Origin of the sequence: Cupriavidus neocaledonicus (genome assembly GCF_000372525.1) — a bacterium.
Lineage (GTDB): Bacteria > Pseudomonadota > Gammaproteobacteria > Burkholderiales > Burkholderiaceae > Cupriavidus > Cupriavidus neocaledonicus.
This window is the reverse complement of the sequence record NZ_AQUR01000107.1, coordinates 253,864-271,600: the sequence shown is the minus strand read 5'-3', so window position 1 is coordinate 271,600 and position 17,737 is coordinate 253,864. Positions and strand designations below refer to the sequence as shown.

The window sequence follows — 17,737 nt, the reverse complement described above, 5'->3', positions numbered from 1 at the left end:
CGCGCGCTGCCGAAGTTCGCTTGTATTGGGTAACGGCGCCTCGGCTTACTTGCCGGCGGCGGCAGCCACGACCTTCTGGGCGGCTTCTTCCATCGTGTCGGCCGAGATGATCGGCAGGCCCGAGTCAGCCAGCATCTTGCGGCCCAGTTCTTCGTTGGTGCCCTTCATGCGCACGACCAGCGGCACGTTCAGCGACACGGCCTTCGAGGCCGAGATCACGCCTTCGGCGATCACGTCGCAACGCATGATGCCGCCGAAGATGTTGACCAGGATGGCCTGCACGTTCGGGTTCTTCAGCATCAGCTTGAAGGCTTCGGTCACCTTCTCGGTGGTGGCGCCGCCGCCCACGTCGAGGAAGTTGGCCGGCTCGCCGCCGAACAGCTTGATGGTGTCCATGGTGGCCATGGCCAGGCCGGCGCCGTTCACCAGGCAGCCGATGTTGCCGTCCAGCGAGATGTAGGCCAGGTCGAACTTCGAGGCTTCGATTTCGTTGGCGTCTTCTTCATCCAGGTCGCGGTAGGCGACGATTTCCGGATGACGGAACAGCGCGTTCGAGTCGAAGTTGAACTTGGCGTCGAGCGCGATCACCTTGCCGTCGCCGGTCAGGATCAGCGGGTTGATTTCGGCCAGCGAAGCGTCGGTTTCATAGAACGCCTTGTACAGGCCTTGCAGGGCCTGGCGGGCTTGCGCCACGCTCGCGTCGGGCACGCCGATCTTGCGGGCGATGTCGTCGGCGTCAGCGTCGGTCAGGCCGGTCGACGGCTCGACGATCAGGGTGTGGATCTTTTCCGGGGTATGGGCAGCGACTTCCTCGATGTCCATGCCGCCTTCGCTCGATGCCATCAGGGCGATCTTCTGCGACACGCGGTCCACCACCAGCGAAACGTACAGTTCCTTCTTGATGTCGGCGCCTTCTTCGATCAGCAGGCGGTTGACCTTCTTGCCTTCCGGACCGGTCTGGTGCGTGACCAGCTGCATGCCCAGGATGTTGGACGCGTAGGTCTTGACCTCGTCCATGCTCTTGGCAACCTTGACGCCGCCGCCCTTGCCGCGGCCACCCGCGTGGATCTGCGCCTTGACAACCCACACCGGGCCGCCGAGTTGTTCTGCGGCCTTCAGGGCCTCGTCAACCGAGAACGCGGGGATGCCGCGCGGAACCGGCACATTGTATTTGCGCAGGATTTCCTTGCCTTGATACTCATGGATATTCATGCGTGTTTCCTTTCGGGTAGGCGTAAAAGGTAGAAGGGAAGAATCTGAAAGAAGACGAATTCTCTCGTCGGGCTGGCCGATCCTGAGAATCAGCCGGAGGTGCCGGTCGGCCGGTCGGCCGGGACAGCGTCGTTGCCGTCGATTGCGTGACCACCGCGGTCGCCATTGGCCGCGGGCTGGTGCGCCTGAGGCGCGGATGCGACGGCAGGCGCGGCCTCGGCCCTTGCCTTGGGCGTCGGCTGGTGACCATACCAGCGCGGGTAAAACTGACGAACCACCTCGCCGTCGAAACGCAGGGCGTGGCAGCCGTTCAACTGATAGGGCGGCTCCGGATTCGGATCGTCCTCGCCGTTGTCGCGGATACTGATGACCTCGCCGGCAAACGCCTGGATCGCGGTGCTGGGCAGCACGCCGGCGGCTTCGGTCAGGTGCGAGCAGCCGTGCATCCCGCCCAGGCGCTCGCGCACCGCCTTGCGAAAGCCCTTGCGCAGGTTCAGCCCGATCAGCTTGCGGTAAGCGGGGCCGATGGTGTCGCAATGAGCCGGGTAAGGCACCCAGTCCGAGCAGGCCTCGGCATCCAGCACCGTCATCTCCTCGTCGATCGTGATGCGCAGCCACAGGTCATGCAGCGGCTGGCCTTGCGGGCGGATGCGGTCGCCGGCCAGTTCGATATCGCGGGGCTTGGTGTCGGTCAGGCGCACCTCGATGTCCCACAGGCCGTCCTCCCTCTGGTACGCCTCGGCCGCAATGGCACGGCGGTGGCGCAGGGAGCGGTTGACGGGCTGGGACAGAGGCATGGCCAGGCTGGGGATACGGAAGATACGGGAGCTACGGAGAATCCGGGGGGCTGAGGCACCGTGGTGCCGCGGCACCGAATAACCCGGGGAGTTTAACATGCCATGCCGCGTTGGCCGGGAACATCCTTGTGCCGCGACTGTCGCGCCCGGATTGTCGGCCGACCATGGCGCCGCGGCAGGCCGGGCCGCCTTGCCGCAATGCACCAGCAGGCACCGGCTTCCGCCCCGACAAGAACCGCGGGCCGGCATGGCGCGATGACGCAACACAGCGCAATACACATGACGGCAGCACAGGTACTTGCCGATGCTGCCTCGCCACCCGGCTCAGTCCGCGTCGCCGTAGTCCTCTTCCGCGCCCTGGATGATCTTGCCGACCACCGCGCGCGAAAAACCGCGTGCCACCATGAAGCGGATCTGCCTGGCGCGCGCCTCGGGCGTGTCGGGCGGCGTGCCGAAGCGCTTGCGCCAGACCTCGCGTGCGCGCTCGACCTCGGTGGCGCGCAGGCGCTCCTGCAGTTCGCCCAGCTGCTCGCTGTCGAGCTTGTGGGTCTTGGCCTCCTGCATCACGCGCGCGGTGCCGTAGCGGGCGCCGCGTCGATGCACCAGGCTGTCGGCAAAGCGCTGGTTCGACAGCCAGTTCTCGCGTTCCAGCGCGTCCAGCAGCTGTTCCAGTTGCTCGGGCGACTCGGCATGCGGCGCCAGCTTGCGCGCCAGCTCGGCGCGGCTGTGCTCGCGGCGCGACAGGTAGCCGACGGCGCGGGCCTTCAGCGACAGCGGGGGACGGGTTGCCATGGATGACCGGGATCAGCGATTGAGAGAACTGGCGCCGCGCGCCAAGCAAAAAGGCCGGGGCATCGGCGATGCCCCGGCCTTCCGGGATGGCGCAGCGGCCGCCGGCGCGGTCAGTCTTCGACCGTTGCCGCCGCGGCTGCGGCCGTGGGGTTCATGGCCACCACGCCCAGCGCCGCGCGCACCTTGTTCTCGATCTCGGCGGCAATGTCGGGGTTCTCGCGCAGGTATTCGCGGGCGTTGTCCTTGCCCTGGCCGATCTTCTCGCCGTTGTAGCTGTACCAGGCGCCCGACTTCTCGACGATCTTGGCATCGACGCCCAGGTCGATGATCTCGCCCTGGCGCGAGATGCCCTGGCCGTAGAGGATGTCGAAGAAGGCCTCGCGGAACGGCGGCGATACCTTGTTCTTGACCACCTTGACCTTGGTCTCGTTGCCGATCACGTCGTCGCCCTTCTTGATCGAGCCGATGCGGCGGATGTCCAGGCGCACCGAGGCGTAGAACTTCAGCGCATTGCCGCCGGTGGTGGTTTCGGGCGAGCCGAACATCACGCCGATCTTCATGCGGATCTGGTTGATGAAGATCACCAGGCAGTTGGTGCGCTTGATGGTGCCGGTCAGCTTGCGCAGCGCCTGGCTCATCAGGCGGGCCTGCAGGCCGGGCAGCGAATCGCCCATTTCGCCTTCGATTTCGGCCTTGGGCACCAGCGCCGCGACCGAGTCGATGATGATCAGGTCGATCGAGCCCGAGCGCACCAGCGCATCGGTGATTTCCAGGGCCTGCTCGCCGGTGTCGGGCTGCGAGATCAGCAGGTCGCCGACATTGACGCCGAGCTTGGAGGCGTAGTTGACGTCCAGCGCGTGCTCGGCGTCGATAAAGGCGCAGGTGCCGCCCAGCTTCTGCATCTCGGCCACCACCTGCAGCGTCAGCGTGGTCTTGCCCGACGATTCCGGCCCGTAGATCTCGACCACGCGGCCGCGCGGCAGGCCACCGACGCCAAGCGCGATGTCCAGGCCGAGCGAACCGGTGGAAACCACCTGGATGTCCTTTTCGACCTCACCGTCGCCCAGGCGCATGATCGAGCCCTTGCCGAACTGCTTCTCGATCTGGGAGAGCGCGGCGGCAAGCGCCTTCTGCTTCTCGGCGCTCACGCCGGCACCTGCCTTCTTGTCGTCCATGGTCGTCCTTGAGTCAATGGTGTATAAATAGGCCGCATGTGGCGCGGCACCGGCATTTGCCGGCATCGGCGCCGGCCCGGCTGTCTGCGCGGCCGCACTCCAGGGGGTCTCCCCGGGCGGCCCTAGCGGAACGTGCGGGTACTGTATAAAAAAACAGTATGCTTGGCAAGCCCCTTCGCGCCCCCGTGCCCGTTGCGCACCGGAGCCGGCTATGCCGGCCAGGGTGGAGACAACCATGCGCATTCTGATCGCCGAAGATGACGACGTGCTGGCCGACGGCCTGACCCGTTCGCTACGCCACTCGGGCTACGCCGTCGACCATGTCGCCAACGGCCTCGAAGCCGATTCGGCCCTGTCGACCCAGACCTTCGACCTGCTGATCCTCGACCTGGGCCTGCCGCGCATGTCGGGGCTGGAGGTGCTCAAGCGCCTGCGCGCGCGCGGCGCGATGCTGCCGGTGCTGATCCTGACCGCCGCCGACAGCGTCGACGAGCGCGTCAAGGGCCTGGACCTCGGCGCCGACGACTACATGGCCAAGCCCTTCGCCCTGTCCGAGCTGGAAGCGCGCGTGCGCGCGCTGGTGCGGCGCGGCGCCGGCGGCGGTGCCACGCTGATGCGGCACGGGCCGCTGGCCTACGACCAGGTCGGGCGCATCGCGTATCTCAATGACCAGATGCTGGACCTGTCCGCGCGCGAAATCGGCCTGCTGGAGATCCTGCTCACGCGCAGCGGCCGCCTGGTGTCGAAGGAACAGCTGGTGGACCACCTGTGCGAATGGGGCGAGGAAGTCAGCAACAACGCCATCGAGGTCTATGTGCACCGCCTGCGCAAGAAGATCGAGGTCGGCGGCATCCGCATCGCCACCGTGCGCGGGCTGGGGTACTGCCTGGAAAAATTCCAGCCGGCGGTGGCCGCGCCGCATTGATCCCATCAGCACAGGCCACGCGACCGACCTGAGCGCCATCTCGCCGACATGCGCCTGCTGCGACTGCCCTGGCGGCGCGTGCCCCGTGCCGCGCCACCTCCATCCTCCACGCCGGACGCCACCGACCAGGACCTGGCCGACGCGCTGCCGCACCTGGAGGAAAGCACCGCCCATCCCGCGCCGCGCTCGCTGTTCGGCGAGATCCTGGACTGGATGCTGGCACCGCTGCTGCTGCTCTGGCCGATGAGCATCGCGGTGACCTACCTGGTGGCCAAGTCGATCGCCAACGGTCCGTTTGACCGCGCGCTCGAAGCCAGCGCCATCGTGCTGTCGCAGCAGGTGCGCGAGGTCAACGGCCGCGTCACGCTGCAGCTGCCGCTGTCGGCGCGCGAGATCCTGCGCGCCGACGAGACCGACAACATCTACTACCAGGTGGTCGGCAAGCGCGGCGAGTACATCGCCGGCGACCAGGACCTGCCCTTGCCCTCCGAGGACGACCGGGGCCACGCCGGGCTGGTGTCGCTGCGCGATGACCGCGTGGCCGGCAACGACGTGCGCGTCGCCTATACCTATATCGAGCTGAAGCAGGTCAGCGGCACCCAGCCGGTACTGGTGCAGGTGGCCGAAACCCTGGACAAGCGCGCGCGGCTGGCCAACGAGATCATCAAGGGCGTGATCCTGCCGCAGTTCGTGATCCTGCCGCTGGCGGTGGTGCTGGTGTGGTTCGGGCTGTCGCGCGGGCTGGCGCCGCTGACCGCGATCCAGCAGCGCATCCGCGCGCGCAACCCGGGCGATACCAGCCCCATCGACGAGCGCGCCGCGCCGCAGGAGATCACGCCGCTGGTGGGCTCGTTCAACGAACTGCTGGCGCGGCTGGACCAGTCGGTGCAGACCCAGAAGCGTTTTATCGCCGATGCCGCGCACCAGATGAAGACGCCGCTGGCGGGCCTGCGCATGCAGGCCGAGCTGGCGCAGCGCGAGCAGTCGCCCGAGGAACTGCGGCGCTCGCTGGCGCAGATCGCGGGCAGCTCGGAACGCACCGCGCACCTGGTCAAGCAGCTGCTGTCGCTGGCGCGCATGGAAAACCTGGCCGGCACCGGCGGCATGGCCGCGCTCGACCTGGCGGCGCTGGCGCGCGAAGTGGTCAAGGACTGGCTGCCGCAGGCCTGGGCGCGCGACATCGACCTGGGCCTCGATGCCGACGACCATCCGGTGATGGTGCAGGGCAACCGCCTGATGCTGACCGAGATGCTGAACAACCTGCTCGACAACGCCATCCGCTACACGCCGCGCGGCGGCCACGCCACGGTGCGGGTCAGCGCCGACGCGTTCGAACCGTTTGCCTACCTCGACGTGGAAGACACCGGCCCGGGCATTGCGCCGTCCGAGCGCGAGCGCGTGATGGAGCGCTTCTACCGCGTGCTCGGCACCAACACCGAAGGCAGCGGCCTGGGCCTGGCGATCGTGCGCGAGATCGTGCAGCAGCACGGCGGCGACGTCCAGATCTCGGACCACGTCTACCAGCAGTCGCCCCGGCTCGCCGGCGCGCATTTCCGCGTGACGCTGCGCCGCCCCGAAAACTTTCCGCCCGCATGAAACACACCCCCACCCCCGGCGGCGCTGAAGCACGCGATCGCCTCGCCTGGCACCGCAACCTGCGCTGGATCTGCGGCCTGCTCGCGGTCTGGTTCACGGTCACCTTCGTGGTGGCGTGGTTTGCGCGCGACCTGCGCTTCAACTTCTTCGGCTGGCCGTTTTCGTTCTGGGTCGGCGCGCAGGGCGCGCTGGTGGTCTATGTGCTGATGGCCGCGCTCTACGCCTGGCGCATGAACCATGACGATGCCGAAGCCGAAGCCAGCCGTGCCGGGGCGCCGCCGGTGGCAGTGCCCTCGCAAGGCGCCTCGCGCGGGGCCGGCGCGGATGCTGCATAGCCGCACGCCCGCAACGCGCTTAACGGTGCGGCGTGCATGCGTCGAGGGCCTGCAGCGCAGCATCGAAAACCCTGTCGGCGCCTAGCGTATACCCCGACGTTTTTTGCCGCCGCCGCGCCGGAATCTGTCAGAACGCAGTAAGTTTCGCCACCCACAATCCTCTGCAACTCTGGGCATAGCGGCCAGCCGCGCGGCGTTTTCCGCGCGCCACGCCCGCCCCGGGATCCATTCCAGACGGAGGAGACAAATGGCAAACGTGCAAAACGTTGCGGTGCCCGGAGGGGGCGCGCAGAACGCACCGATGACTGCCGAAGAGCGCAAGGTGATCTTTGCCTCGTCGCTGGGCACGGTGTTCGAGTGGTACGACTTTTACCTGTATGGCTCGCTGGCGGCGATCATCGCCAAGCAGTTCTTTGCCGGGCTGGACCCGACCTCGGCCTTCATCTTCGCGCTGCTCGCATTCGCCGCCGGCTTTATCGTGCGGCCGTTCGGCGCGCTGGTGTTCGGCCGCCTGGGCGACATGATCGGGCGCAAGTACACCTTCCTGGTGACCATCCTGATCATGGGCGTGTCGACCTTCGTCGTCGGCCTGCTGCCCGGCTATGCCACCATCGGCTGGGCCGCGCCGATCATCCTGATCGCGCTGCGCATGCTGCAGGGCCTGGCCCTCGGCGGCGAGTACGGCGGCGCCGCGACCTACGTGGCCGAACATGCCCCGCACGGCAAGCGCGGTGCCTACACCTCGTGGATCCAGACCACCGCCACGCTCGGCCTGTTCCTGTCGCTGATCGTGATCCTGCTGTGCCGCGAGGCGACAGGTCCCAACTTCGAGGCCTGGGGCTGGCGCATCCCGTTCCTGCTGTCGATCCTGCTGCTGGGCGTGTCGGTGTATATCCGGTTGTCGATGAACGAATCGCCGGCGTTCCAGCGCATGAAGGCCGAGGGCAAGACCTCCAAGGCACCGCTGACCGAGTCGTTCGGCCAATGGCGCAACCTGAAGATCGTGATCCTGGCGCTGCTGGGCCTGACCGCCGGCCAGGCCGTGGTCTGGTACACCGGCCAGTTCTACGCGCTGTTCTTCCTGACCCAGGTGCTCAAGGTCGATGCCAAGACGGCCAACCTGCTGATTGCCGGCGCCCTGGTGATCGGCACGCCGTTCTTCATCTTCTTCGGCGCGCTGTCGGACAAGATCGGCCGCAAGTGGATCATCATGGCGGGCTGCGCGCTGGCCGTGCTGACCTACTTCCCGCTGTTCAAGGCCCTGACCCACTACGCCAACCCGGCGCTGGAGCGCGCCCAGCAAAGCGCCCAGATCGTGGTGACCGCGGATCCGAAGCAGTGCTCGTTCCAGGGCAGCCCGATCGCCCGCGAGATCGATTTCCGCAGCTCGTGCGACATCGTCAAGCGTACCCTGGCGCAGGCTTCGGCCAGCTATGAAGTGGTCGAGGCGCCGGCCGGCACCGTGGCCAGCGTCAAGATCGGCGACAAGGAGATCAAGGCCTTCGATGCCAAGCTGGTGAACGGCCACAGCTTCGACGACGCCAGCAAGCAGCAGATCGCGGCGTTCAAGAAGGAGGTGGGCAGCTCGATGGCCGCGGCCGGTTACCCGACCAAGGCTGACCCGGCGCAGATGAACACGATCATGGTGCTGGTGATCCTGGTCATCCTGGTGATCTACGTCACCATGGTGTACGGCCCGATCGCCGCCATGCTGGTGGAACTGTTCCCGACCCGCATCCGCTACACCTCGATGTCGCTGCCCTACCATATCGGCAACGGCTGGTTCGGCGGCCTGCTGCCCACCATCTCGTTCGCGCTGGTGGCCCAGAACGGCAACATCTACTACGGCCTCTGGTACCCGATCATCATCGCCGCGCTCACCTTCGTGGTCGGCGCACTGTTTATCCGCGAGACCAAGGACGTGAACATCTACGCCAACGACTGAGCGGTCGTACGGCACCAGGAAGAACGGCAGGCCCGCGGGCCTGCCGTTTTTTTATGCAAGGGAGCGTCGCGCAAAATCTTCACCAGAAGGTGTTGACAGCCGAGAAAGCCCAGGTATAATCTCAGTCTTCGTTGGCGAATTAGCTCAGTCGGTTAGAGCGACGGAATCATAATCCGCAGGTCCGGGGTTCGAGTCCCTGATTCGCCACCAGTTTCAAGCGAGAGCCGCGTTCCCGAAAGGGTTCGCGGCTTTTTGCTTAGGATTGCCGCGCGAGGTGTAGCACAGGGGTGCAGCACAGACCCATGTCAAACTACCTACAGCGGTCTAGGCACGACACCACTTACCTGTTTAGACGGCGAGTGCCCGCCGACCTCATCCGGGTGCTCGGGCACACTCAGCTCTACAAGAGCTTGGGGACCACAAGCAGACGTGAGGCCAGAGTTCTGGCGCGGGCGCTGGCAGTCGAGACTGATCGACTGTTTGCAACAGCACGCGAGATGACGAAAGCCAAGCCGGACGAAGGACTTACGATCGACTGGACAATGTCCATTGACTTCGACGAGTTCCAGCGCCCACGCAAGCTAAACGTCCAGGCAGAGCCGCACGAGCAGGAGGCGGTTAATACTGCCATTCAGACAGCGCTTGGGAGCCTGCCCGCCCCAACCCTCGGCCACCCTGCACTAGCAGCACCAAAGCCCGCTACGCGGCTTGCAGACGCCGCCGCGCAGTATTTCACGCAGCACGAGCTGAAGCCCACCACACTCAAACGCTACAAGCCCGTCATACGCCGGTTCGTGGAGCACTTCGGGGATGACCATCCTCTAGAGCAGATCACCCAGACCAAGTTTGCTGAGTTTGCCGCAGCTGTCACGGCGGACGAGTCGAGGGAGGTTAAGACGCGCCAGACGGACATCACCATTGCCGGGACGTTCATGAACTGGCACGCCAGCCGCAGCGAGCACGTTGCTAAGCTGACTGCGGCCACCTTGAAGCCAAAGCGCCAGACACCAGCTTCCGAAGACCGCTCCGAGCATTCGCTGGATGACATGGCGGCAATTTTCGCGGCAGTCGCCGCGAGTAGGCACAAGACGCCAGAGGAATTCTGGGTGACGGTCGGATGCGCCCTTACGGGGTGCCGGGTGGAAGAGCTGGCGCAGATCGACACGGCGACTGATCTGAAACGGCACGACTCGGGTATCTGGTATCTCGACCTCAATGGGCGCCCCGACCCGGACGGAATTACCCGGCGCTCCATGAAACGAATGGCAAGCTGGCGTGTAGTGCCACTGCATCCGGTGCTGGTTGAGCTTGGGTTTGTGAGGTTCTTGCAGGGGCGCGCAAAGTCGCCCACTCGGCGGCCCTTTGACGCACGATTCACGCCGCACGCTGAGATCGTCTCCCCAGATGAAGCCAAGGATGGCAGCAGCCTGATCAAGTGGAGTCACTACATTTCGCGGTGGGGCGGCAGACGGAAGACGGAATTGCGCAAGAGCGGCGCCATATCCACCTCTGACACCACCTACTTTCACAGCATGAGGCACACCTTGACAACCTGCCTTGCACGGGCCGGGGTCACCGAAGAGATTAGAGCCACGATTGAGGGCCAGAGCCACGGCGGCGTGAACGGACAGGTTTACACCAAACTCAAGACCGACCCGCGGCGACTTATGACGCGCTGGTGCGTGGCGCGGAACCGATCGAGGTGCGGCTTTGCCAAGCTCTAAAGTAGACCTATAGTAGCTTTGATTTTCTTGGGGGTGGCGCTGCAAGCCACCCCTATTTAGCACGACCCACCTAACGCGCTGTAAGCGTCAATTCCACCTGCTGTCCCTTTACCGGAGGGCGACAAATTGTCAGTGGATATTTGTCGGCTACCAGTCCATTCATCGCTGTCAATGCAATTTCCCCTTTCTTGGGCTTATCTTTGGCATCCAATGTGATCAATCTAACGCCTTGCTTTGATGCTGATTTTGCCGCAATAGCAGAAGCCACATGAATTGCGTCTGGTGTAGACGGATAAACTATCTTCCCATCGGATCTCATTGGGTTTGCAAAGTAGTAACTTCGAATCTCTGACGCAACCTTACAGACCTGGGGTGAGGCATCGATAAACGTGAAATTTGACTTCCGCTGAAGATTATAAAATCGATTTATTTGATCCGCAGTGAGCTTGGCCTCAAGAACTTCGGTGATCGTGATTGCCGACGTCACGATGCCGCAGAGACCGAGATCAAACTGGCTCGCATGACTCTTGATATAGTCCAGCTCGCCTGGCCGGTGCTCTTCACCCTTAATAAATGCGAGGAAGATGCAAGTATCCCAATATTCAATTTCAATGCCAGCCATTTCTGCGATCTCTTATGAATTCGATGGACGTTTTTTCACCAGTGGCATCCGGGGCGACCCCGGACAGGCTACTTAGCGTCGATAGCTGGTTATCCGCAGGAAGAATTTCTATCGCCTGCACTTGGACTTCGTGTGGAAAATATTCGCCTTCTCTGTATTTGAGCAACCCCGATACGTCAACGCTCTTCTCTACAGCCTGTGCAGCCAATTCCCGCAAATCATCCGGGAACGCGCACTTTACGCGGCTTCCGAGAAGGGAGTAGACGTAAAAATACTTCACGTCGCCGTGGCTGTTATATCGCTCCACTTTGCCTTTGACATGTCCGTAGGTAGAGTAAGTCCTGCTTAGGAGCGATTGCAACTGAGTCCGAGTTTGTGGTGTGACAGTGGCTACTCGCTCTTTTCCGCGAGAGAGCCACATTTGCGTCAGCTTATCGCCCACGCCAAGGCATAGATCGCCTAAACGCTCAAGAAAAAGATGGCTAGCGCTTGCTGCTTCGTATCGACCATCGTTTATGTCATTGATTAAATCGGCCAGATAGCTAAATAGTCCTGTTTGAGGGTTAAGGACGTTGGCGTGGGGGGTTGCCCGAATAGTAATAGCTGCCGGACTGTTGTGAGTTAGGTCAGAAACGAGTAGATCAACAGTCGGTTTATCAATACCAGAGAGATATTTGTCGGCCTCACTCAAGGTCGCCCGGAAGGCAATAAGCTTGTCAATGAGCATACCCAGGCGGAGATCACCATCGTCAGACTGCATACCTTCCATATGCAGAGTGATGGATTCCGGGGGCGACAGTTGGTCGGGTTTCATTTCATTATTTGAGTAATTCCTGAGGGGCGACAAGATAACCTTCATCAGACGGGTGGGGTGCCTTCCGCAGGCACTGCATCACACGTCTTGGTCACCGGGGTGTCGTTGAAGATACACTTTCAACTTGCATTGGACAACATCTCTTTTGGGGCGGCGCCTCTCAGGTGCCTCGAGAAGGGAGCGTATTGCTCTATTGGAACCAGTCTATATCAAGCGGCCTACGCTTCGGCCGGTAGGCGTGCCAGCGCCCGCCGCAATTGCCCGAGGTGACATTCTCCACCCTTGGGCGTTTTCACTCCGAGCCTGTTCAGTTCCTCGACCGTCTGGCGTTGCGACACTCCTGCACCTGACGTCCGCACGCCGCGATCACGCGCGATCATCATTCACGGGCCTCGCAGCAATCATGAGACCCGCGCCGATGAAGAGCAGCGCCGCCCCGACTCCACCGAATATGTATGCGTTCTGGGTGCGGTTCGCCTCTTTAACGTCGGCGGAGCTGATGGAATAGCTGCCCTTTGCTCGCATTCCGCGCGCATACGCAAGCTCATCTTGGAAATCCTTCGTCTGTGTGGATAACCAGAATCCGCCTGCGATAACACTGCAAACGACACCGCTCCACCAAAGGAACTGTCCAAAGAGGCGAAAGTTCATATGTGACCGCCGGGTCTGATGATTGAAATAGAACCGCAATCTGGCACCCTTAGAAGGGTGCTGTAAATGCCACTTTAGAGGGAGAGGCGTGCCAGCACCCGCTGCAATTGACCAAGATGCCATTCTCCGCCCTTGGGAGTCTTCACCCCGAGTCGGTTCAATTCCTCGACCATGCGCCGTTGCGACATCCCTGCCGCCTGATACCCGCGCAGGGTGGTGGCAAGGTTCGCCGCGAACGCATCTGCAGCGTCCATCCGGGCCACGACATTGCCGCGCAAGTTCTCGGGCCTGCCCAGCCTGACGCCCCGTGCCTTCGCTGCCGCCAGGGCATCCTTCGTGCGCTTGCTAATCTGATCCCGCTCCCACTCGGACATCACGGCATGCATCTGAATCATTACCTTGTTGGCCTCGGGCATGTCAGCAGCCACGAAGTCGCAACCGGCCTCGATCAAGCCTGACACGAAGTGGACATTCCGGGCGAGCCGATCAAGCTTGGCAATGAGCAGCGTCGCGCCGTGCTTGCGGCAGGCGTCCATTGCCGCACGAAGCTGGGGGCGCTTGGCGAGAGCATCAGCGCCCTTGCCAGATTCATGCTCCTCGAACTCGCCCAGTAGTTCCCAATGGCCGCCGTTCAGATAGCGGGCCACCCCTTCCCTTTGCGCTTCCAGCCCTAGACCACTCTGACCTTGCTTCGCAGTGCTGACCCGGTAGTAGGCGATGAATTTGCCGTTTGCCATATGCGACCTCGCTCCCGAACGAACGTTTAATTTGAGGTCATCATAAGATCCCGGCGATCAGTTGTCACTTTTTTTCACTATGTATCATCATTTTTCATCAATCAGCACAAAGGGCACTATAATGCTCCCGTAGGCGTCGCATCGGGTGACGCCCCACTGACAAGGGAAAACACATGGCTGAACGCCGACGACTAACGATTGCGCTCGACGGCGCCACAGGCAACCTGTTGGCATGGCTGTCCAAGACCTGCGACACGCCCGAGGGCGTCATCATCAATAAGCTATTGGGCGCGCACCTTCATGAGCTGTGGGAATACAGAACTTGGCTGGAGAAGCAAGAACCAGGGAGCCGGAATTGGGAGCTTGGCACGCACCTGATTTCAAACTACGGGCCGGACGACCTTGTGACCGCAATCAAGCGTATCGACCCGACCTATAAGACGCTGGAGGAGCAGCTCCGCCCCAACAAGTCCAATGCCAAGGGGGACGCCGAATGATCGACTTCGGCCTCAACATCGACAAATTCCTCGCGGTAGCCGAAGAGGAGTTTCAGCCAAAGCTAGACGCGGCCGACAACGCGGGCTCTATCGACCCCAACATCGACAACTTCCGCGCTGTGGCCGAAGCAGAGTTCCGCCAAGAGCTAGATGCCGCCACCATCGCCGCATCCATCGAACTCGGCACCAGCGTTTGCCACTTTGGACACCGAGCCGGAGCCTATGGCGGCGGTGCCGCACTGTTCATCGAGAACCGCCAAGAGCCTCACGGAATCATTGCGGAAGGGTTGGAAGACGAATGAGCGCAATCACAGCACAATCCACGGCGCTGCGCGAAGTCCGACTCTACGGAGCGCTCCGCAAGAAGTTCGGGCGCTCGCACCGGTTCAACGTGCAGAGTCCGGCAGAGGCCATTGCTGCGCTCAAGGCCAACTATCCCGCCTTTGAAGAGCATATGGTCGTGCACAGCAAGCCCGGCTACCACGTCTTCGTAGACGAGGCGAACCTGGGCGCCAATGATCTCGCCACTCCCACGGCGCGCGGCACGATCAAGATCGTTCCGGTGATCGCCGGCCGGGGCAAGGGCGGCCTGCAGATCCTGCTGGGCGCTGCGCTCATTGCCGCCTCGTTTTATGTCCCGGGCACACTCGCCATTGCTGGCGTTAAGGCCAGCGCCGTCACCATGTCGTTGGGCCTTGGCCTAGTCTTCGGTGGCGTGGCGCAGATGCTGACTAAGTCTCCCTCTATGACCTCGCTGGAACGCCCGGACAACCGCCCCTCCTACGCATTCAACGGCCCGGTCAACACGACCCAACCCGGCAACCCGGTTCCCATCTGCTACGGGCGAATGATCGTTGGCTCGCAGGTTGTGCACGCGGGCATCTCCACGGACGAGATCCCCGTCGACTGGAATACCACGCCTGAGCAACCCTCCACTGGTTCCATAGGCGTTTAATTGATTGAAACTACGGGCATGGCCCGCCTCCCAGGTATGCAGACTTTCGATTTCAGGCAGTTCCTCGCAACACAAACCGCACCGGCGCAGGCATTTCAAGAGCACATGCGGCACATGCAAGCCGTGAGCGTGGCGCAACTAGCGGACATCCTCGAATCCTCCACCATCGAGAGCACTATGGATGCGGGGTTTGCTGTCGTCCACCGCATTAGGTTACATGGCGGTCAAGGTCAGCAGGCTGTCGCTATCAGCACCTGCTACGGCGACGGCGACAGCTACATCCTGACCGGGTTGTGATGTGAGCAGGAGCCTCCGCCCTGTGCATGCGCATGGGCCGCTAATGGCCGCTGCGCTTCGATATGCCGATGAGGGAGAACCGCCAATCGTCTCGGGCATAGAGGCACGCACCACCAAGGACCTGTTGATGCTCCTGCGGACTGCCATGGACAGCCCCGGGCTTGGCGCGGACGCAATTGTTAGCGCATGGGCACTCCATGTGAATCTGACCCGGCGCGGCGTCCCCCCATGCCTGCGCCCTGATCTCACTGATGAGCTTCTAGACAGGTCCAAAGAGCTAGGCACATTCGCCAATAACATGCGCTATGTGTCTTGGCTGGCGGACCTGTTATGGATCGCCAGCCATCACCCAAACCGCGACCGGCCGATCCTCTACAAAGGTATCAGCCCGATCAAGCTACCTGCGCCACTCACCGTCAGCGGGGCAACCATGGGATTGAGACAGGCGGAGAGTGACAGCCCCTACGAGCGCCCACCGTTGGAAGCGTGCAAGCCGGAGACCATGACGCCCCATGCCCGGCTAGTTCGCAACTGGTTGGCATGGCATGCGAGGGTTGGCGACCTCTGGAGCAAAGCACACAGACTACAGCCCCGCAAGTGGGCCTGGAATTTCGCCCTCTCCCACGACGAGACGCGCGAGCTTGGTTATATCCTCTCAGGATCTCCCGAGGAGGAGCGCAAGGCATTACGGCAGAAGGGACAGGCGGCGAAAGAGGTCATTCTAAAGGCAGCCCACGCAGCACCGGACAAGTCAGGCGCATGCACCCCAGAAGATGTCGCGCGGCGGCGTTTTAACCTTCTACGGCTCCACATACTGGCCGGGCGCAGCGGGACCCGCACGGCCCGTTACGCGGAACTCGTTGGCGGGGTTGACATGGTCGGCCCCGAGGGTAAGCCTCTGACCCGGCAGGCGATCATGAGCCACCTGCACCACGTCAAATTGCTAACCGGCCTGCCCGACGACCTTAAGCCGGACAAGTGCTAAGAGAATTCTCTAAATAGCACCCCAAAATCACGTGCCTCAGACCCCCATACATTGTATGGGGGTCTTGATACCAAACTACCCGGAAACCCGCGCCAGATAAGGAAAGAAGGGGTTGCAGCAATTTTCGGCCCCTAAGCTCAGGAAGGGGTTGCACTTCCCCACCAATCTGCAACCCCTTCCGGCATTGGATTCCCATTAGATTCCCATCAAAAAGCTATTCGAATGGGGTTCAGTTACCCACATTCAGCGCTGTCGGCGTGCGAGTTCTACATGACACTGGTCTGCGGTCACATACCGCTGGCAGAATCTCAGGAGCACCACATAGGGGAGAGGTGGCATGAAGAAGACCATTGGATGCTCGGCGCTTGTGTTTGCCATGCTGACGACCACGGGACACGCGGAGAACGTCTCGGTTCTCGGCGCAGTTGATTGCGGGATGTGGGTAAAGACTAGAGGTGACTCACTTTCAGGATCGTTACATCAGGCATGGCTATTTGGCTTCTTGAGCGGTGCCAACGCTGCTATTGGCTCCTCTTACGGCGACCCCTTGCACGGAATCAGTTCAGATCAGGCCGTCGTGTGGGTGGATAATTACTGCCGAAATAACCCCCTGTCGAAGCTCGCCGACGCTGGGAGCACGCTCTATCGGGAGCTGGTTGCGAGGAAGAAAGCACGGTGAATGTCATGGACACCGGGCGACCCCTTAGAAATAAAACGAAAACCTCTACCCCATGCTTTTGTTGTGGGGACCGGTTTTTAAAACGGAAATCCTTATACGTAGCACTTAGAGGCAGCGGCGCCCGGTCGACATGTGCTACGCTCACACCAACCTTAACAGTTAGCACCAAGGTGTAGCACACCGCGCGTATTCGCTACCTGTTGGCGGAGCAATGTCTAAGAAAATCAAACACTTAGAGACATACACCGCGGCTCACAGGTGTATCCCTGATTCGCCACCATCTATTTGAAAAGCCGCGATCCCGCAAGGGTTCGCGGCTTTTTGCTTTGGTGCTCGCGGACAGATGTTCAGGGCAACGGCACGAGGCCGTCCATGCCGGACGACCCCCGCGGGCAACGCTTACCAGTAGCGCACGCGTCCGGTGTCGATATGCACGAACTGGTCGGACTCGTAGTAGCCGACGCCGCCGCCCTGCAATGACCTGGCGGCATCGCGTACATCGGCCAGCGACACGCCGGCGAGCCGGATATCGATGGCCTTGCCGTCCATATGCAGGCTATGCCTGGCCACCCCGCCGCCGCGCGAGTTGCGCAGCCGCGAATTGGTGGCCGGGCTGCGGTAGCCGGAAATGACCTGGAACGGCTTGTCGGTGCCGAGCTCGCGACGCACCTGGAACAGCAGGTCGAACAGCTGCGGATCGATGGTGCCGACCATGCCCGAATAGTGGTCGCGCAGGAAGCCGTTGAGCGTCGTCAACGCTTCGGGCACGAAACGGTCGCCCACGGCATAGACCAGCGACACGCGCTCGCCGGTGTGGGTGTGATCGAAAGCCAGCGTGCGGGCGTCCGGCAGGCCGGCCAGCGCCTGGTTGGCGGGCAGGTTGGCCAGCGCGCGACGCGGCGCCAGCGGCATCAGGCCGGCGGCCAGCGCCAGGGTTCCGGTGGTATGAAGAAAGCGGCGGCGTGCCTTGCGCGTCGCGTCAGTCATGGTACTTCCTCT

General features: G+C 62.5%; 20 protein-coding genes, 1 tRNA gene and 1 pseudogene. 13 read left to right on the top strand and 9 right to left on the bottom strand.

Going from position 1 to position 17,737, the window contains the following annotated elements; genetic code table 11:
- Positions 1–45: 45 nt before the first annotated feature.
- The 4 genes from sucC to recA all read right to left on the bottom strand — a co-directional run bounded on the left by sucC (position 46) and on the right by recA (position 3,976).
- On the bottom strand, positions 46–1,212 hold the full coding sequence (gene sucC / locus A3AG_RS0129450) for an ADP-forming succinate--CoA ligase subunit beta (RefSeq protein ID WP_018008859.1): 1,167 nt from the start codon (positions 1,210–1,212) through the stop codon (positions 46–48).
- Between the two features lie 89 nt (positions 1,213–1,301).
- Positions 1,302–2,009 (bottom strand): DUF2889 domain-containing protein, encoded by a 708-nt coding sequence (locus A3AG_RS0129445; RefSeq protein WP_018008858.1) that lies wholly within the window; start codon positions 2,007–2,009, stop codon positions 1,302–1,304.
- Positions 2,010–2,333: 324 nt separating this feature from the next.
- A complete protein-coding gene (recX, locus tag A3AG_RS0129440) occupies positions 2,334–2,801 on the bottom strand; it encodes a recombination regulator RecX (RefSeq protein WP_018008857.1) in 468 nt (155 codons plus the stop codon).
- 110 nt (positions 2,802–2,911) lie between these two features.
- Positions 2,912–3,976, bottom strand: a complete 1,065-nt coding sequence (recA, locus tag A3AG_RS0129435; RefSeq protein WP_018008856.1) for a recombinase RecA — start codon at positions 3,974–3,976, stop codon at positions 2,912–2,914.
- A 235-nt stretch (positions 3,977–4,211) separates the two neighbouring features.
- On the opposite strand from recA, the gene A3AG_RS0129430 reads away from it, so the two are divergent.
- The 7 genes and pseudogenes from A3AG_RS0129430 (at position 4,212) to A3AG_RS0129405 (ending at position 10,501) form a co-directional block, all read left to right on the top strand.
- Positions 4,212–4,901, top strand: a complete 690-nt coding sequence (locus tag A3AG_RS0129430) for a response regulator (RefSeq protein WP_012351826.1) — start codon at positions 4,212–4,214, stop codon at positions 4,899–4,901.
- Positions 4,902–4,949: 48 nt separating this feature from the next.
- The gene (locus A3AG_RS0129425) at positions 4,950–6,497 is read left to right on the top strand and encodes a sensor histidine kinase (protein ID WP_018008855.1); all 1,548 of its coding nucleotides are present in this window, start codon (positions 4,950–4,952) and stop codon (positions 6,495–6,497) included.
- Positions 6,494–6,832 carry a DUF4212 domain-containing protein gene (locus A3AG_RS0129420; protein WP_018008854.1) on the top strand — a complete coding sequence of 113 codons (339 nt, stop codon included), beginning with the start codon at positions 6,494–6,496 and terminating at the stop codon, positions 6,830–6,832. Before A3AG_RS0129425 ends, A3AG_RS0129420 begins: the two co-directional genes overlap by 4 nt.
- 247 nt (positions 6,833–7,079) lie before the next feature.
- Positions 7,080–8,777, top strand: a complete 1,698-nt coding sequence (locus tag A3AG_RS0129415) for an MFS transporter (RefSeq protein ID WP_026164562.1) — start codon at positions 7,080–7,082, stop codon at positions 8,775–8,777.
- A 133-nt stretch (positions 8,778–8,910) separates the two neighbouring features.
- Positions 8,911–8,987: transfer RNA gene (locus A3AG_RS0129410), tRNA-Met, on the top strand.
- A gap of 92 nt (positions 8,988–9,079) precedes the next feature.
- Positions 9,080–9,259 (top strand): annotated as a pseudogene (locus A3AG_RS34865) (DUF6538 domain-containing protein); the annotation flags it as partial.
- 15 nt (positions 9,260–9,274) lie between these two features.
- Positions 9,275–10,501 (top strand): site-specific integrase, encoded by a 1,227-nt coding sequence (locus A3AG_RS0129405; protein ID WP_145987490.1) that lies wholly within the window; start codon positions 9,275–9,277, stop codon positions 10,499–10,501.
- Between the two features lie 70 nt (positions 10,502–10,571).
- Here A3AG_RS0129405 and A3AG_RS33655 read toward each other — a convergent pair whose 3' ends face one another.
- The 4 genes from A3AG_RS33655 to A3AG_RS0129395 all read right to left on the bottom strand — a co-directional run bounded on the left by A3AG_RS33655 (position 10,572) and on the right by A3AG_RS0129395 (position 13,325).
- Positions 10,572–11,123, bottom strand: a complete 552-nt coding sequence (locus tag A3AG_RS33655; RefSeq protein WP_081610785.1) for a PIN domain-containing protein — start codon at positions 11,121–11,123, stop codon at positions 10,572–10,574.
- On the bottom strand, positions 11,110–11,937 hold the full coding sequence (locus A3AG_RS34145; protein WP_145987489.1) for a hypothetical protein: 828 nt from the start codon (positions 11,935–11,937) through the stop codon (positions 11,110–11,112). Before A3AG_RS34145 ends, A3AG_RS33655 begins: the two co-directional genes overlap by 14 nt.
- Positions 11,938–12,303: 366 nt before the next feature.
- A complete protein-coding gene (locus A3AG_RS0129400; RefSeq protein WP_018008851.1) occupies positions 12,304–12,588 on the bottom strand; it encodes a hypothetical protein in 285 nt (94 codons plus the stop codon).
- Positions 12,589–12,662: 74 nt separating this feature from the next.
- Positions 12,663–13,325, bottom strand: coding sequence for a recombinase family protein (locus A3AG_RS0129395; protein WP_018008850.1), 663 nt, complete (start codon positions 13,323–13,325; stop codon positions 12,663–12,665).
- A 173-nt stretch (positions 13,326–13,498) separates the two neighbouring features.
- Here A3AG_RS0129395 and A3AG_RS0129390 point away from each other — a divergent pair, with 173 nt between their 5' ends.
- From A3AG_RS0129390 to A3AG_RS34135, 6 genes are all read left to right on the top strand, one after another.
- Positions 13,499–13,822: a hypothetical protein gene (locus A3AG_RS0129390; protein ID WP_018008849.1), complete on the top strand. Its 324-nt coding sequence runs from the start codon at positions 13,499–13,501 to the stop codon at positions 13,820–13,822.
- Positions 13,819–14,124, top strand: a complete 306-nt coding sequence (locus tag A3AG_RS34140) for a hypothetical protein (protein ID WP_018008848.1) — start codon at positions 13,819–13,821, stop codon at positions 14,122–14,124. Before A3AG_RS0129390 ends, A3AG_RS34140 begins: the two co-directional genes overlap by 4 nt.
- On the top strand, positions 14,121–14,777 hold the full coding sequence (locus tag A3AG_RS32125; protein WP_018008847.1) for a tail assembly protein: 657 nt from the start codon (positions 14,121–14,123) through the stop codon (positions 14,775–14,777). The genes A3AG_RS34140 and A3AG_RS32125 overlap by 4 nt, the downstream gene beginning before the upstream one ends.
- Positions 14,778–15,074, top strand: a complete 297-nt coding sequence (locus A3AG_RS0129375; protein WP_145987488.1) for a hypothetical protein — start codon at positions 14,778–14,780, stop codon at positions 15,072–15,074. It begins immediately after the preceding gene.
- A gap of 43 nt (positions 15,075–15,117) precedes the next feature.
- A complete protein-coding gene (locus A3AG_RS0129370) occupies positions 15,118–16,059 on the top strand; it encodes a hypothetical protein (RefSeq protein WP_018008845.1) in 942 nt (313 codons plus the stop codon).
- A 337-nt stretch (positions 16,060–16,396) separates the two neighbouring features.
- Entirely contained in the window at positions 16,397–16,738 is a 342-nt protein-coding gene (locus tag A3AG_RS34135; RefSeq protein ID WP_145987487.1) for a hypothetical protein, read from the top strand.
- 399 nt (positions 16,739–17,137) lie between these two features.
- Here the strand turns inward: A3AG_RS34135 and mepK are convergent, their stop codons facing one another.
- Positions 17,138–17,725, bottom strand: a complete 588-nt coding sequence (gene mepK, locus A3AG_RS0129365; protein WP_018008844.1) for a peptidoglycan L,D-endopeptidase MepK — start codon at positions 17,723–17,725, stop codon at positions 17,138–17,140.
- Positions 17,726–17,737: the final 12 nt, after the last annotated feature.